Origin of the sequence: Bacillus sp. ISL-34, from assembly GCF_018613325.1 — a bacterium.
GTDB lineage: Bacteria > Bacillota > Bacilli > Bacillales > DSM-1321 > Peribacillus.
In genome coordinates, this window is the sequence record NZ_JAGGQJ010000035.1 from 35,823 (window position 1) to 49,694 (window position 13,872).

Consider the following 13,872-nt stretch of genomic DNA (forward strand, 5'->3'; position numbering starts at 1 on the left):
ATGTAAGGGGTTTTCTCCATCCAATCAGAAAAGAAATGAAAAATAGAAATGCCCTTTTCCCTTATCAGGATAGCATTATCATTCCCAACAAACAAACCAAAACTATTGGTACCTACAAAATAGTACAAAAATATAGATGGAACTGCAACTATTACTTTTCAGATTCTTCAATGATTAAATGGACAGCTGAGCATTTTTGGTAAAAAAGGCCCTGAAACTCAGCATGATGAAAAGGACTACCGTTAATGAAACACTTCCGAGAATCCCGATTAATATCGCAATCTGGTACTCAATGGCGATGAGCGGGCTTATTCCCGACAGGATTTGCCCTGTCATCATTCCTGGAAGGAAGATAATCCCCATCCCGAGCATATTGTTCAAAGTCGGGAGCACTGCCGAGTCGAATGCAGCATCCACATATTTCTTCACAGCCCTCGCTGGAGTCGCTCCAAGCATCAACATCGCTTCTACCTTTTCACGATTACTGCTAATCCCATCATGGAGGTTTTTAAGAGCCAATGTCACTCCAGTCATGGCATTCCCCACGATCATCCCTGCAATTGGAATGAAATACCTCGGCTCATACCATGGCGTGAAATGGATCACGACCACATTAAAATAAAACAAGGCAGCCATCGGGCCTGACAACATACTTAGGATAACCATCCTTTTGATTTTTTTATTAAGTGTATAGGACACTTGCTTAAAAATATTATGGATGGAAAACAGGGCCATCGCACATAAAAATCCTAAAGAAAGTAAAGGGTGGGGATTTTCAAAGATATATGTCAATACATATCCGGCGAGAACGAGTTGGACCGTCATCCGTACCGTAGCGAGCATGATTTGCTTTTCCCGTGAAATCCCCCGCCATTTCACGATTATAAGCAGGATTACTACAAATACGTAGGCCGCACAAAGACGCCAGAACTCAATATCTATTATCCCATTCGCCTCCATTAATAGTCACCCTCCTTCGCTTTTTTCAGAACGATCCTCTTTTCAGCATAGGTATCCGCAAGCTGTTTTGAATGGGTTATCATGATGACCGTTCCTTTTTCCCGCTTTACTTCTTCTAAAAAACGGCTCATGACCGTCAGCTCGGCTTCCTCATCAAGAGCTGAAGTCGGCTCATCCAGTAAATACACTTCGGGTTTCAATAAAAGTAACCTCGCAAGTCCCAGCCTCTGTTTCTCCCCGCCAGAAAGATTCTCCGCCCCCTCGTCTAAAGACTTCTGCAACTGGACGGTTCCAAGTGCTTTAACCAATTCGGCTTTATCCTTTTTTTCACGTTCTGTCAATTCCAGGCCAATCTGAAGATTTTCTTCAATCGTACCCGGTAAAGTGAACGGTGCCTGGGAAAGCATTGTTACTTTACGCCGGAGCTCAATCGGGTTGAATTTATCCAGCAACTGATCCTGATAATAGATCGAACCGCTATCCGGGTCATCCATCCTGTTCAATAATCGGAGCAGCGAGGTTTTTCCTGCACCGCTTTCCCCTGTCAAGCAAGTGACCATACAAGCGGGTATTTTCAAATCATCAATTTTCAAAATCCCTTTATACCTAATATTTTCAAGCCTAAATATCATTTTACACGCCTGCCTCCCTTACTCCACCATATTATTATAAGGAACTATCATGATATGGGGTAGCGATGCATGTAAAAATTTAAATGATTTTCATTTTCTTTCGCTTTTTTATAGGTTAGTATTATTCCTGCCGAATATATCCATGATGGACGTGGAAAACACCTTAATAAATGGAGGACTTATCATGAACAGAAATTCCTTTTTACATTCTTATCTGAATGTTTTTCTCCTGACTGCACTTTGCCTGATCACGTTGTCTGGCTGCCAGGCAGCATCAGATAACCTGATTAATCAATCCAAACAGGAAGATTCAATTTCAAATGAAGAAAAAGGCAAGACATTCACAGCCGAAATCATTAAAGTTGTTGACGGAGATACAGTAAAAATCAAAATGGCTAATGGAAATGAAGAAACGGTCAGGCTCCTTTTGGTAGATACTCCAGAAACCGTGCACCCATCCAAGCCCGTTCAGCCTTTTGGACCTGAAGCAAGCAAGTTCGCCAAGGAACTGATGCCTGCAGGCTCTAAAGTGGAAGTAGAAACCGGCATAGGGGAAAGAGATAAATACGGCCGGCTGCTGGCCTATTTTTATGTTGATGGTAAAATGGTGAATAAACTCCTGCTGGAAAAAGGACTGGCAAGGGTAGCTTATGTTTATGCACCGAACACGAAATATCTTGATGAATTGGAAAATATTCAGAAACAAGCCCAAAAAGATGAAATCGGTATATGGTCAATTGAAAACTATGCAACTTCAAGAGGGTTTGATGATTCGAAGTCAAAAGAAGTATCAGTGGAAAAGCCGACTGGGTCTTGCAGTAACCCGCAAATTAAAGGGAATATAAACTCTAAAGGCAATAAAATATATCACATTCCTTCGGGCCAATATTACGAAATAACTAAACCAGAAGAAATGTTTTGTACCGAACAAGACGCACAGGATGCCGGATTCCGAAAATCGCAAAGTTAACAAATTCAATGTGCCCGCTTCCGAACTCGCATTTGGAAATTTTCAGGGGTGTTACATAATGTGTTATATAACAGGTATGAAGAATTTCGTTATTGCTTTTCTCCCCCACTTCCTGGTTTTTCAAAAGCTAAATGATAAATTGGAAATTTCATCTGGAATACGAAAAACACATCTTTATATGTACACTGTAAACAAATTAAAGAAGATCAGTTTGCCTGCAGTTTTTTATTTAAAAAAGTTCCAGCTTGATTTCAGGAATCCGCTCCCCTTCAGCCAACTGACTGCCAAGCCATCTCACTGCAAGCATCAGCGGATCTCGGCTAGCCAGTTATTCGGTAGGAATGTCGCAAATTTCTTCAATCCAATGAGGATCACAGGAAAAAACCATTGAAGATAAGCTAGTCTCAAACTTGGTTTGGGATAAGTCCAGTTGATTGGAGCGGGTGTACGAGACTCCTGCGGGAAAAGCGCGTCCAAGGGAGACCCCACAGGCGCAATAGCGCCGAGGAGGCTCCCGGAACGCCCGCGGAAAGCGAGTGCCTGGAGTGGAAATCAACGTTCCTTTTACAAACCCTCAAATAATCGTTTGAGTGTTCTAGTCTGATTTTTATAATCAAGGTTCGGATGAGATCCGTTCCGAACTCCCTTTTGCCAACAAACGGAACACATCTTCATGCGTATATGGCTTTACATTGAATGAAAAGGAAAAACTAAAAGAAGAAGTAATGAATTGTTTCGGCACACCCGATATCAGGATGTGTTTTTTCTTTTGGTCAGCTCTTTCAAGATTCTCTGAATCTCCGTTTTTTCCTTCAATAAGTTTCTCTTTAGCTCCCTTAAAACCCACTTTTTATTCCCTCCATTTTTCCATTTTGCCATTTGGCTATATATGATCGATTTATTTATGGTAGAAGCACCCGGGAATACAGGAAAGTGCACTTTCTAAAGGTGACTTGCTTAATGGAAGATTTCTCAGCACTAACGAAGGAATTCACCCCGATGATCCATCATATTATCCGCTCACTTTCCATCTATAAAAATAAGGAGGAATATTTTCAAGTAGGCTTGATTGCTTTATGGGAGTCATTAGGGAATTTCAATGAGGAATACGGACAATTCTCCAACTATGCCTATACGATAATCAAAGGCAAAATTCTGAACGAATTAAAGCATCATCATAAATATGAAATCCGCACGGAACCCTTTGATTCCTTCATATTAGAGATTAAGGATCCTTTTTCGATGCATGAAGAGGCCTTTGCCATCGATAATATCTTAACTTACACGGAAGGATTGACACTGAATCAGCAACGCTGGCTTTTACAGACATACCTCGAAAATAAAACGGTGTCTGAAATCGCTGAGGTCCATCAAGTTACTGCAGCAGCCGTCAAATCATGGAGAAAGTCCGCTTTAAATAAATTAAGGAAACAAGTGATTTTCCCATTATAAATAATTTGGGGTGGCTCAATCATGAGCCACCCCAAATTATTTACATCGATTAACTTCTCGCTTCTTCTAAATACGTATAAATTATCACACCGTTATGTTGAGCATTCCCCCGAAAATGTTTAAAGTCTTCCCTTTTAACAAGAACCTCACGAAAAGCTAAAAATTCTTCTTTTGTTATCCTTAATTCATCCATTTCCCGATTTGCCAGTTTATCGAGTACATCTTTTGCTTCTTCTGCATTCATCATATTATCCCCCTTAATTATCAAATGTTCTATCATATCTACAGGAGAAATTCCGTTTTCATTTTAACATAAGCTTGCCACTTAATATAAATCAGAACTTTTTGAGGCCCACTGCTACATTATTCTTTACGAATGCTTTAAAATAGTGCAAACTGTATAGTAAAATATCATAATGTAAAATGATTGGCATTATTTGTACATAGAATTACATACTGGTACGCATAACTGCGTTTGCAAGATATACCAAATTATGCCACATCATTACAACTGCTCCATTACTAGAATCTGCACCTCTCTTTAAAAGTTTAGCTTACTGTACCGACATAAGAGATAACTAATTCTCTTACTGGCACTTCCCACGTCAAAATCTAAACGGCAAGATGTTCGAATAATCCAATTACTCCATAGTTACTTTTTGATCATTGGAAACAAAATGGGAAAGGATGATTACCATGAAGAAAGCGGAAGTTGGAAATATCATTGAATTTAGAGAAGGCTTAAAAGGAATCGTCGAGAAAGTGAACGAGAACTCAGTAATCGTGGACGTCACGTATATGGAAAATTATCGTGATTTGGAACTTGAACAAAAAACCGTCGTCAACCATAAAAATTATAAAATCATAGGTTAATTCAAAACGGGATGGTTTCTCAATACCATTCCGTTTTTCACTTTTTAGCAATCGTGCCAATTGATTCTCCAGTTTTTTGTAACCATTTTCATTTTACGCCGTCTAATTAATTAAAGGGCAAAACACCTGTATGTGATGCAGGAAGATCCAAACTCAGATTGGAATTTCTATCAGAAAGATGAGGGAAACACATGACTCGTTGGACACGTTATATTGGCTGTGTCACATTCGCCGCTTTTCTGCTGACTGGCTGCGGTACGACCACAGACGAAAATGCAGATGAGCCACAGGAAGATTCAGTAAAAGAGGGAAACGAAGGCAATACTTCTCAGAGCGATAATCGCAATAACAAAGTAAGACTGATGGAGCAAAACCTGCAATATTCAATTAACGGGAAAGTAAAAGAAAAAACAGCGTTCCTAAAAAAAAGTGATAATCAACCGTTCAGCCTTTATGTTTTACAACAATTCAGATTAAGTGCCGAAGAACCAGGAAAGGATATTGTATTCCTGACTGAAGATGACTCCATTTATATGAGAATCGAATTATTGAAGGCGGATGTCAGTTGGGATGAGGTGGAAAAAAATGTTCAAGCCCAGCTGGAAAGCATTTCAGAAACGATTAGGGATCCTTCACTTGATATTGAGAGCGGCACGGGATTTGAAGTGGAAAGTGGCGATGATGTGATCACATCCATATTGCTCAAGGATGAAAAAGCACCCGTCCGCTTAACTATATTCACAAAAAAAGATAGAGATTACCGGGATGCTTTTCTAGAGATGGCTAAGACGCTGATGAAAGGATGAACATCCATTTTCCCCTGATACGGAGGGCTAAGGACAGGCCCTCCGTTCTTCATCACTCCTTCCCCGCCTTGCTTTTCCAGACCAGTATTAAAAAAAGGAGGCTTATGTATCCAAAAACCGGATAAATATATCCTAGTAACCTTCCATATCCGAATTCGCTAATGATCAAAGCTATTGAAAAAATGACCGCTATGATCAGCATGCTTGGCAATTTAATATAACTGCTGATTTGCCTCTGTAATCCATATATGTTTCCGATGACCGAAGTGAATATCTCCCCGTAAATCACCAAAATGAACATCCAATATAACTGACTGGCTGCCGTTCTCATAATAACTGCTGAAGGAATTTCAAAACTTTTCACGTCAGGAAGTGTCATAAGTGAAAAATGCCCCGTCAATAAAATGATCGTCAGGAATATCCCTCCAAGGATTGCACCATGTTTAATGACCTTCTCATCTCGAACTTCATACGCAACCGGTACCAGCACAGCCTGGGCCAAAGCAAGGTTAAAGGCTGTATAGGCAAATGGAGACAAAATCATTTTCACGGTGATCACTTCATCAGGAACTTTTGTAAGGGTCTTAAAGAAATCCCCATTACCCAGGGTCGAGAAAAAAAGGATCAAACTAAAACAGATCATGATTGGTACAACAAACGAGTTCACAGTGAAAACACCGCGCATGCCCATCAACAGGACCAAGGATGCCAGTATGATCGTAGACCAACTTCCTATACTTTTAGGCACGCCGAGTTGTTCTTCGAAAACGGCTCCTGAACCCGAAATCATGACAGCCGTCACCCCTAACAGCATGATAAGGAAGAAGATGTTGATGATTCCTGCTATTTTCCTGCCAAAAAGATATTGATTGAACTCCTCATAAGAAGATGCTCTGATCCTTGCGGAAATGAGCATGATTTTCGTTCCAGTGAAAATGAAAATATAACCTGCTATTAAAATCCCGATAAAGCCATAAAAGCCATAACGGGTAAAAAACTCGACAATCTCTTTTCCAGTTGCAAAACCTGCACCGACGACCGTGCCTACATATACCGCTGCAATCTGAAAACTCCCTGACCACCTTGACAGCATACTCTCCCCTCCTCCCTACATTTATATGTAAGGAAGAGACATTTAAGACAAGCCGAGCAATATTCCTTTCGTCGGCTGTTTTTTTACTCTGCTTACATTCTCTCATTATGTAGTCTGAAACTCCCTTTGCATTTCTCCGTGAGGCTTAAAACAGCACTTTTCATGCCCAACATTTAAAACGCATGAAAGATTAAAAAAAAACGCTTGGAATAATCTCCAAGCGTTCTTTCAAGCATCCAGTTCCCTTATATTTCACAATGCCTTATCATCTACAGTGGAGAGCCATTCATCTATCACCTTCACAACGGACTGTACAGTACCGTCAACAAATGGGGATTTCAGATTCGCAGATTCAACGAGATCAAGGAAGGACTTGCTGCCTCCAAGTTGGCACAGATTCAAATAATCCTCCCAAGCCGTTTCATCTTTTTCAGTCGACCTTTTCCAGAATTGGAAAGCACAAATCTGGGCCAATGTATAGTCGATATAATAAAAAGGTGATTGATAAATGTGGCTTTGCCGCTGCCAATACCCGCCATTCTCCAAAAATTCATTTCCTTCATAATCGCGATGCGGCAAATATTCCATCTCGATCTTACGCCAAGCCTGCTTTCTTTCAACGGGGGAGGCATCAGGATTTTCATAGACAAAATGCTGAAATTCATCAACAGCTACCCCATACGGGAGGAATATGAGGGAACCGCTTAAATGGGAAAACTTATACTTTTCCGTATCTTCCTTGAAAAATAGCTCCATCCATGGCCAAGTTAAAAATTCCATGCTCATCGAATGGATTTCACATGCTTCATATGTAGGCCAATAATACTCAGGAATGTCAAGATCACGGCTGCGAAAAACTTGGAATGCATGACCTGCCTCATGTGTCAAAACATCTATATCCCCGGAAGTACCGTTGAAATTGGAAAAGATGAATGGAGCTTTATAGTCTTCTATAAACGTACAATAGCCTCCGCTTTCTTTTCCTTTCTTCGCAACAAGGTCCATCAGGTCATTATCTATCATATAGTTGAAAAACTGATTCGTTTCAGGCGAGAGCTCCTGATACATCTTTTTCCCATTTTCGATGATCCACTCAGCATCACCTTTTGGAATGGCATTACCCGTTCTGAAATGAAAATTCTCATCATAATAGTTCAGGTTCTCCAATCCAAGACGTTCGCGCTGACGTCCCTTCAGCCGGGTGACAAGCGGTACCACTTCCTCTTTCACCTGCTTGCGGAATGCAGCAACCATTTCAGCATCATAATCAGTCCTTGTCATTCGATAATACCCAAGTTCCACGAAATTCCCATAACCCAGCGCTGTCGAAATCCCATGCCTCACTTTGACAAGTTCGTCGAATATACGATCCAATTCCTCCTGCTCTTCTTCAAAGAAACCGTAATATGCCTCACTTGCATTTTTCCTTAACTCACGGTCCGAGGACTCCATAAAAGGCTGAAGCTGCGCTAGTGTTAATTCTTTTCCATCAAAGTGAATTTTTGCAGAGGCAATCAATTGTGAATATTCACTGGATAATTTATTTTCTTTTTGCAGCTGTGGTATGATTTCGGGCGAAAAAGTTTTGAGTTGGGCCTCTGCCAGGTCAAATAGTTGAGTTCCCCATTTCAACTCAAGCTCCTTACGATATTTCGAGCGAACGAGTTCACTGTAAAATTTTGAGGTTAACTCTTCCATTTCAGGAGAGAAGTCATCTAAATAATCATTCTCCGCTTTATAAAAATCATCATTGGTATCAATGGAATGCCGTATATAGACCAAATTAAACATCGTACCTACATAATTTCGAATTTCATTTATTTCTTCCATGGCTTTCATTTGTGCATCGGCATTAACAGCGGCAGTAAACTTTTCCAAAGCTCTCATGAACCGGGTTTTAATTTCATCCATTTCAGGACGTTTATATTCATACTCATTAAATTTCATATGTACGCTCCTTTTCACGATATAAAAATATTTTTTCCTGTGTAAACCAGAGTAACGTTTTCCAATTCCAAGTCACATTCACCAGTATCGCGGTTATCGTAATATAATTTAATTCGCCACAGCATTATTAAAAACCTTTATGTCCACGAAACAAATTCAGGTTTTATCAGACATAAAAAAACCAGCACCCGCAGTCAAATCCGGGTGCTGGTTCTTTAGCTAATTTTGAGCGGAATACCCAATCTTTTTAAGCAATTCGATCACGGTGGCCTTTTCATCTTGCGTAAGTACACTCATGATATCATCGATTCTTTTTTCATGCTCAGGAAATACTCCTTCAATGAAGGCCTTTCCTTTATCCGTTATTTTTGCAAATGTTACACGGCGATCCTCTTTACATGCTATTCGCTGTAGATATTCCTTCTGTTCAAGTTTATCCACGACATAGGTAATGCTGCCGCTCGCCAGCAGGATCTTTCCGCCTATTTGCTGAAGAGGCTGATCCCCTTTATGATAAAGTAATTCCAGTACTGCAAATTCAGTTGGATTCAAGCCCTCTTCAGCTATATGTTTATTTACCACATCATTAATGGATCGATGAGCTCTAGACATCACAATGAACAGCTTCAAAGACTGTTGGATGTTATTATTCTCCATAACTTCACAACCTTAAAAATTTTTAATTAAAATATCTTGAATTAAAAGTTATTATATGACATAAAGACTTTTTTGTCAATCTGCCCTGTTAGTATGCACTATTGTTTAATCAATCATTTTGATATACTTGAAAAAAAAGCTAAAGTAGTGACAAACATGAAAACAAGGCATAAATTCACCACATATCTACTTATTGTTATTTTACCATTAATTTTTCTCTCTATCATTTATTGGATGCATTTAGAACGTTCCATTCAAAAAGAAAGACAGGAACAAGCTAAATGGGCAGGAACGGTTTATCAAGAATACATAGATCAAGTTATCAGTGAAACGAAGAAAAACCTTGAGCTGCTTAGCCTTAGCAGTTCCGTGCTTTATATGGATGACAAAAAAACCGAACTTCTTTTGAAATGGATCAAAGATACAGATTCCAGATATGCAGGAGTGTATTGGCTAAATCGCGACGGTGTATCCATTTCAGGGACGAATAAGAATTTCAATCATTACTATTTAATTGAACAGAATGATATTGAGCGTGCAGTAAAAACTCAAAAAGCGGTCGTTGCAGGAACAAAAGAGCTACATAACCGTGATTTTAATTATTTTTCCATTTTTGCTCCCATTCTGGATCGCGATAAAAAAGTGCAAGGGTTTTTATTGGCACATATCAGGCTGGATCATATGAAAAAAAGATTGAAGATGCTCAGCCCTGGCCATGCCTTTATATTGAAAACAAAGGACAAAACCCGAATTTTAGATATAAATGCCGAAAGATCTCGAAATTCAACATGGGTGGATGTTCCTTTGACCGAAGTCGATTGGACACTGTCCGTCAAAGTACCCGACAAGATTAACACAAATAACATGAATGTTTTTATAATGCTTGTCTTTTTCACCTTCTTTTTTACTCACATGATCTATATCATCGTGGAGGAACTGATCGCTCGCAGAAATGCAAAAAACCAAAAGTTACTAATCGAAAGGCAAAAAATAGATTTTGTCGGTACATTGGCTGCCAGTACTGCACATGAAATAAAAAACCCACTTACCGGCATAAAGGGGCTTGTACAGTTATTGGTTGAAAAACATCCTGAAGAACAAGATCAGTTCTATTACTCTGTCATCATGAAGGAGATTGAAAGGATCAATAGTATCGTCAGCGAATTTTTGATTTTAGAGAAGCCGATGACCCAGACTTTATCCTTATATGATATTCGCAGTATCATTGCTGAATTGAGACCAATAATAGAATCAGAAGCACGTCACTTCAATATTGAAGTGGAATGGAATATCATAAAGGAGCCGATCCGGGTTCATTGTACAAAGGACCAACTCAAACAAGTCATTCTCAACATTGCCAAAACGGTTTCGAGGCCATGGAAGTTGGGAAAAAGTTAAGGGTTCGAATTCACCATGAAAATGAATGGGCTAAAATCATGATAATCGACACCGGGCAAGGACTGAATGAAAAAGATATAGGTAAAGTGTTCGATCCCTTCTATACATCGAAAAAGGAAGGAACCGGATTAGGGCTATTTGTGTGTAAACGAATAATTGAATCTTTTAACGGTACCATCGAGTTTTCAAGTAAACCTCTGAACGGTACAACCGTTACAATCAGCTTACCGCTGATAGAACATTCATAGCAATACTTTGAAGAGTTTCATTTTTTTATGAAGACTAGTAATGATTCCGGTTTATTTTAAGATGTCATGCATACGGTGCATGCCTTCTGAATCTATTTATGGAATAGGTAAAAATCTTAATCAGGAAGAAGGAAATAAACAGATGGGAAGTATCGCTGCCATTAAAACAAAACCGCAAAAACAGGATATGACTCTTAAAATCATGATCATCATAGGCATATGCCATTTAATGAATGATTCTCTACAGGCCGTCGTACCGGCCATGTTCCCAATCCTCGAAAAATCAATGTCGTTAACGTATACACAGCTGGGGATGATTGCATTCTGCCTGAATATCGTCTCATCGCTTCTGCAACCGGCAGTTGGGTTCTATACGGATAAAAAGCCCTTTCCATATGCATTGCCCATTGGGTTGACCAGTACTTTAATCGGGGTCATCATTCTTGCAATTGCCCCAAACTATACCATTATCCTTGGTGCAGTCATCTTGATGGGCTTAGGGTCAGCCATATTCCATCCGGAAGGCTCCAGGGTTGCCTACATGGCTGGCGGACCAAAGAGAGGCCTGGCACAATCAATTTATCAGGTCGGAGGGAATAGCGGGCAGGCACTTGCCCCACTCATCACAGCCATCGTACTTGTTCCTTTTGGGCAAAAAGGCGCACTCTGGTTTGCCCTGGTTGCCTTAATGGCCGTTATCCTATTGCTGTATATTGCCAAGTGGTATTCCCAAAAATTAGTTCACTTCCAGCCTAAAAAGCTTGCTGCAAAAGTAATTAATAAAGAGCGGTCCCATAAAGTGGCCAAAGCCCTGGTATTGATTTTATTCATAATTTTTGCCCGTTCCTGGTATGTATCTTGCATGACGAACTTTTATAGTTTTTATTTGATCGAGCAGTATTCATTCACGATAAAATCCGCACAATTTTTCCTATTTGCCTTTTTAGCCGCTGGTGCTGTAGGTACGTTTTTCGGAGGTCCGTTTGCTGATAGATTCGGGCGCAAAAATGTCATTTTCTTTTCATTCGCTGCCAGCATGCCAATAACCGCACTTTTACCATTTGTACCTCCTACAGCCGCTTTTATCTTATTATTGATGGCGGGCTTCATTATAATGAGCAGTTTTTCCGTCACTGTAATATACGCACAGGAATTGGTCCCGGGGAAAGTCGGAACGATGGCAGGCTTGACTGTAGGGTTAGCCTTTGGAATGGGTGCCATTGGATCCGTTTCATTGGGAGCCATTGCCGATATAATTGGAATCGAATCCATGATTAAGCTAGTCGGATTCCTGCCATTGCTGGGGATCATCAGCATATTGCTACCGACTGATCAAACATTGAAAAAATGGTATGCAGAAGAATAACTGCAAAATTGTTATTTCCTGGAACATATTTTTTGTGTCTAAATACAATAAATTATTGTTTCACCCAAAAGTTTACAAATAAGCAACGATAAGTACCATACAAAGGAGAAATTTATGAGTGGAGTTTTATTAGGCAGCATCCTATCTGCTATGTCTACAGGGTTTGGTGCGTTACCAATCTTGTTCATTCAAGGTTCAATCACACATCGATTCAGAGACACGCTTCTGGCATTCACCGCTGGAATCATGATGGCTGCTTCGTTATTGAGCCTGATCCCGGAGTCTCTGGCCACCGGAGGGTATATTCAGCTAGTCATTGGAGTTTTTCTCGGGGTATTGACATTAACGATCATGGAAAAAAACATTCCTCATATCGATCTCAGCCATACGAAAAGTGGCATTAAGTTCGATGAAAAGGCTTTGCTCATCATTACTGCCATTACACTCCATAATATTCCTGAGGGTCTTTCTGTCGGGGTCAGTTATGCCTCTGATACAGCTGATACAGGTAACTTGATCGCTTTTGCCATTGGCCTTCAAAATGCTCCGGAAGGCTTACTGGTAGCCTTGTTTTTAATCAATCAAAAAATCGGTAAACTCACAGCGTTTCTGATAGCAACCTTAACCGGTACCATCGAAATAATTACGGGCTTATTGGGTTATTATTTAACCTCTTACATTGGGTTCCTGGTTCCATACGGCCTAGCTTTCGCCGCCGGGGCCATGCTTTTCATCGTTTATAAGGAATTGATTCCTGAAAGCCATGGGGATGGCAATGAACGCACATCTACCTATTCCTTCATTGTCGGCCTTTTGTTCATGGTACTATTATTGGAAATTTTGTAATTCCCTCAACTTCCATGGCTGGCTCCCTCAAGTGAGTCAGCCCTTACTTTTTATTTAACAGTGTAATCCATTCAGAAAAAGTAAGATCTCTAAACCAATCCCGATGCATGAAGGACACCTTCTGGTGGCCTCCCCTCGATATATACCTCAAACCCATGGAAATTCCAGAGATATATTCTTGTGTATATGAGTCTTTCTTTAATTATTTGATATGTTCATAAAGACACCAGAAATCGCAAAAAGGGGATTGTCTCCCTGCCTGCCAATTTAAAAAGTCATGCATGCATTTTAGTTCCCTCTAAAAGGTAATGTCATCATTAAAGGGCTGCTGCACAATAACAACCATCTCTTCCCGCTTATTTCTCACTTCCACTGATGAATGATGTTGAAGGATCAAATACTCATTTATAAGTTTATCAAGCTCCTCGCTTTGGCGAAGGGTATACTCATGACCTAGACCATACATTTTGGCCAACTCCATCATTTCCCAACGCTTCATTCGAATCTCAGAACAAATTTCCGTTGCACACCTAGAATTCATAACTACATTCACTACTCCTGCCCTTTTAAAGTTACATTATAATAAAGAAGTATTACAAAATATGCCTTATATGTAAATAGATT

The 13,872-nt window shown here is 39.9% G+C and carries 16 protein-coding genes; 8 read left to right on the forward strand and 8 right to left on the reverse strand.

Annotated elements, in window-relative coordinates; translation table 11 throughout:
- Nucleotides 1–174 precede the first annotated feature (174 nt).
- Together J7E52_RS22645 and J7E52_RS22650 are read right to left on the reverse strand one after the other, a co-directional pair.
- Complete coding sequence (locus J7E52_RS22645; RefSeq protein ID WP_214750644.1) at nucleotides 175–960, reverse strand: ABC transporter permease; 786 nt, start codon at nucleotides 958–960, stop codon at nucleotides 175–177.
- On the reverse strand, nucleotides 960–1,592 hold the full coding sequence (locus J7E52_RS22650; RefSeq protein ID WP_286198029.1) for an ABC transporter ATP-binding protein: 633 nt from the start codon (nucleotides 1,590–1,592) through the stop codon (nucleotides 960–962). Before J7E52_RS22650 ends, J7E52_RS22645 begins: the two co-directional genes overlap by 1 nt.
- Before the next feature lie 184 nt (nucleotides 1,593–1,776).
- Here J7E52_RS22650 and J7E52_RS22655 point away from each other — a divergent pair, with 184 nt between their 5' ends.
- On the forward strand, nucleotides 1,777–2,562 hold the full coding sequence (locus J7E52_RS22655) for a thermonuclease family protein (protein ID WP_214750645.1): 786 nt from the start codon (nucleotides 1,777–1,779) through the stop codon (nucleotides 2,560–2,562).
- Between the two features lie 613 nt (nucleotides 2,563–3,175).
- Here J7E52_RS22655 and J7E52_RS22660 read toward each other — a convergent pair.
- Nucleotides 3,176–3,409, reverse strand: coding sequence for a hypothetical protein (locus J7E52_RS22660; protein WP_214750646.1), 234 nt, complete (start codon nucleotides 3,407–3,409; stop codon nucleotides 3,176–3,178).
- A gap of 113 nt (nucleotides 3,410–3,522) precedes the next feature.
- Here J7E52_RS22660 and J7E52_RS22665 point away from each other — a divergent pair, with 113 nt between their 5' ends.
- A complete protein-coding gene (locus J7E52_RS22665; protein WP_214750647.1) occupies nucleotides 3,523–4,014 on the forward strand; it encodes a sigma-70 family RNA polymerase sigma factor in 492 nt (163 codons plus the stop codon).
- 49 nt (nucleotides 4,015–4,063) lie between these two features.
- Here the strand turns inward: J7E52_RS22665 and J7E52_RS22670 are convergent, their stop codons facing one another.
- Nucleotides 4,064–4,258, reverse strand: a complete 195-nt coding sequence (locus J7E52_RS22670; RefSeq protein WP_214750685.1) for a hypothetical protein — start codon at nucleotides 4,256–4,258, stop codon at nucleotides 4,064–4,066.
- A gap of 452 nt (nucleotides 4,259–4,710) precedes the next feature.
- Here J7E52_RS22670 and J7E52_RS22675 point away from each other — a divergent pair, with 452 nt between their 5' ends.
- Complete coding sequence (locus tag J7E52_RS22675; RefSeq protein ID WP_064505160.1) at nucleotides 4,711–4,887, forward strand: YkvS family protein; 177 nt, start codon at nucleotides 4,711–4,713, stop codon at nucleotides 4,885–4,887.
- Between the two features lie 191 nt (nucleotides 4,888–5,078).
- Nucleotides 5,079–5,693, forward strand: a complete 615-nt coding sequence (locus J7E52_RS22680) for a hypothetical protein (RefSeq protein ID WP_214750648.1) — start codon at nucleotides 5,079–5,081, stop codon at nucleotides 5,691–5,693.
- 52 nt (nucleotides 5,694–5,745) lie between these two features.
- Here the strand turns inward: J7E52_RS22680 and J7E52_RS22685 are convergent, their stop codons facing one another.
- The 3 genes from J7E52_RS22685 to J7E52_RS22695 all read right to left on the reverse strand — a co-directional run bounded on the left by J7E52_RS22685 (nucleotide 5,746) and on the right by J7E52_RS22695 (nucleotide 9,390).
- Nucleotides 5,746–6,786: a YkvI family membrane protein gene (locus J7E52_RS22685; RefSeq protein ID WP_214750649.1), complete on the reverse strand. Its 1,041-nt coding sequence runs from the start codon at nucleotides 6,784–6,786 to the stop codon at nucleotides 5,746–5,748.
- Between the two features lie 252 nt (nucleotides 6,787–7,038).
- Nucleotides 7,039–8,733, reverse strand: a complete 1,695-nt coding sequence (locus J7E52_RS22690; RefSeq protein ID WP_214750650.1) for a M3 family oligoendopeptidase — start codon at nucleotides 8,731–8,733, stop codon at nucleotides 7,039–7,041.
- A 219-nt stretch (nucleotides 8,734–8,952) separates the two neighbouring features.
- Entirely contained in the window at nucleotides 8,953–9,390 is a 438-nt protein-coding gene (locus tag J7E52_RS22695; RefSeq protein ID WP_034314147.1) for a MarR family winged helix-turn-helix transcriptional regulator, read from the reverse strand.
- A 156-nt stretch (nucleotides 9,391–9,546) separates the two neighbouring features.
- On the opposite strand from J7E52_RS22695, the gene J7E52_RS22700 reads away from it, so the two are divergent.
- The 4 genes from J7E52_RS22700 to J7E52_RS22715 all read left to right on the forward strand — a co-directional run bounded on the left by J7E52_RS22700 (nucleotide 9,547) and on the right by J7E52_RS22715 (nucleotide 13,248).
- A complete protein-coding gene (locus J7E52_RS22700) occupies nucleotides 9,547–10,788 on the forward strand; it encodes a histidine kinase dimerization/phospho-acceptor domain-containing protein (protein ID WP_214750651.1) in 1,242 nt (413 codons plus the stop codon).
- The gene (locus tag J7E52_RS22705) at nucleotides 10,767–11,036 is read left to right on the forward strand and encodes an ATP-binding protein (RefSeq protein ID WP_214750652.1); all 270 of its coding nucleotides are present in this window, start codon (nucleotides 10,767–10,769) and stop codon (nucleotides 11,034–11,036) included. The genes J7E52_RS22700 and J7E52_RS22705 overlap by 22 nt, the downstream gene beginning before the upstream one ends.
- Nucleotides 11,037–11,178: 142 nt before the next feature.
- The gene (locus J7E52_RS22710) at nucleotides 11,179–12,402 is read left to right on the forward strand and encodes an MFS transporter (protein WP_214750653.1); all 1,224 of its coding nucleotides are present in this window, start codon (nucleotides 11,179–11,181) and stop codon (nucleotides 12,400–12,402) included.
- Nucleotides 12,403–12,516: 114 nt separating this feature from the next.
- A complete protein-coding gene (locus J7E52_RS22715; protein WP_214750654.1) occupies nucleotides 12,517–13,248 on the forward strand; it encodes a ZIP family metal transporter in 732 nt (243 codons plus the stop codon).
- 298 nt (nucleotides 13,249–13,546) lie between these two features.
- Here the strand turns inward: J7E52_RS22715 and J7E52_RS22720 are convergent, their stop codons facing one another.
- Nucleotides 13,547–13,789, reverse strand: coding sequence for an aspartyl-phosphate phosphatase Spo0E family protein (locus tag J7E52_RS22720; RefSeq protein ID WP_286198030.1), 243 nt, complete (start codon nucleotides 13,787–13,789; stop codon nucleotides 13,547–13,549).
- Nucleotides 13,790–13,872: the final 83 nt, after the last annotated feature.

Coding starts and splice junctions, on each gene's coding strand:
- J7E52_RS22675 (WP_064505160.1), top strand. CDS start 4,711: ATGAAGAAAGCGGAAGTTGGAAATATCATTGAATTTAGAGAAGGCTTA.
- J7E52_RS22680 (WP_214750648.1), top strand. CDS start 5,079: ATGACTCGTTGGACACGTTATATTGGCTGTGTCACATTCGCCGCTTTT.
- J7E52_RS22685 (WP_214750649.1), bottom strand. CDS start 6,786: ATGCTGTCAAGGTGGTCAGGGAGTTTTCAGATTGCAGCGGTATATGTA.
- J7E52_RS22655 (WP_214750645.1), top strand. CDS start 1,777: ATGAACAGAAATTCCTTTTTACATTCTTATCTGAATGTTTTTCTCCTG.
- J7E52_RS22690 (WP_214750650.1), bottom strand. CDS start 8,733: ATGAAATTTAATGAGTATGAATATAAACGTCCTGAAATGGATGAAATT.
- J7E52_RS22705 (WP_214750652.1), top strand. CDS start 10,767: ATGGAAGTTGGGAAAAAGTTAAGGGTTCGAATTCACCATGAAAATGAA.
- J7E52_RS22700 (WP_214750651.1), top strand. CDS start 9,547: ATGAAAACAAGGCATAAATTCACCACATATCTACTTATTGTTATTTTA.
- J7E52_RS22715 (WP_214750654.1), top strand. CDS start 12,517: ATGAGTGGAGTTTTATTAGGCAGCATCCTATCTGCTATGTCTACAGGG.
- J7E52_RS22650 (WP_286198029.1), bottom strand. CDS start 1,592: ATGATATTTAGGCTTGAAAATATTAGGTATAAAGGGATTTTGAAAATT.
- J7E52_RS22670 (WP_214750685.1), bottom strand. CDS start 4,258: ATGAATGCAGAAGAAGCAAAAGATGTACTCGATAAACTGGCAAATCGG.
- J7E52_RS22695 (WP_034314147.1), bottom strand. CDS start 9,390: ATGGAGAATAATAACATCCAACAGTCTTTGAAGCTGTTCATTGTGATG.
- J7E52_RS22720 (WP_286198030.1), bottom strand. CDS start 13,789: ATGAATTCTAGGTGTGCAACGGAAATTTGTTCTGAGATTCGAATGAAG.
- J7E52_RS22645 (WP_214750644.1), bottom strand. CDS start 960: ATGGAGGCGAATGGGATAATAGATATTGAGTTCTGGCGTCTTTGTGCG.
- J7E52_RS22665 (WP_214750647.1), top strand. CDS start 3,523: ATGGAAGATTTCTCAGCACTAACGAAGGAATTCACCCCGATGATCCAT.
- J7E52_RS22710 (WP_214750653.1), top strand. CDS start 11,179: ATGGGAAGTATCGCTGCCATTAAAACAAAACCGCAAAAACAGGATATG.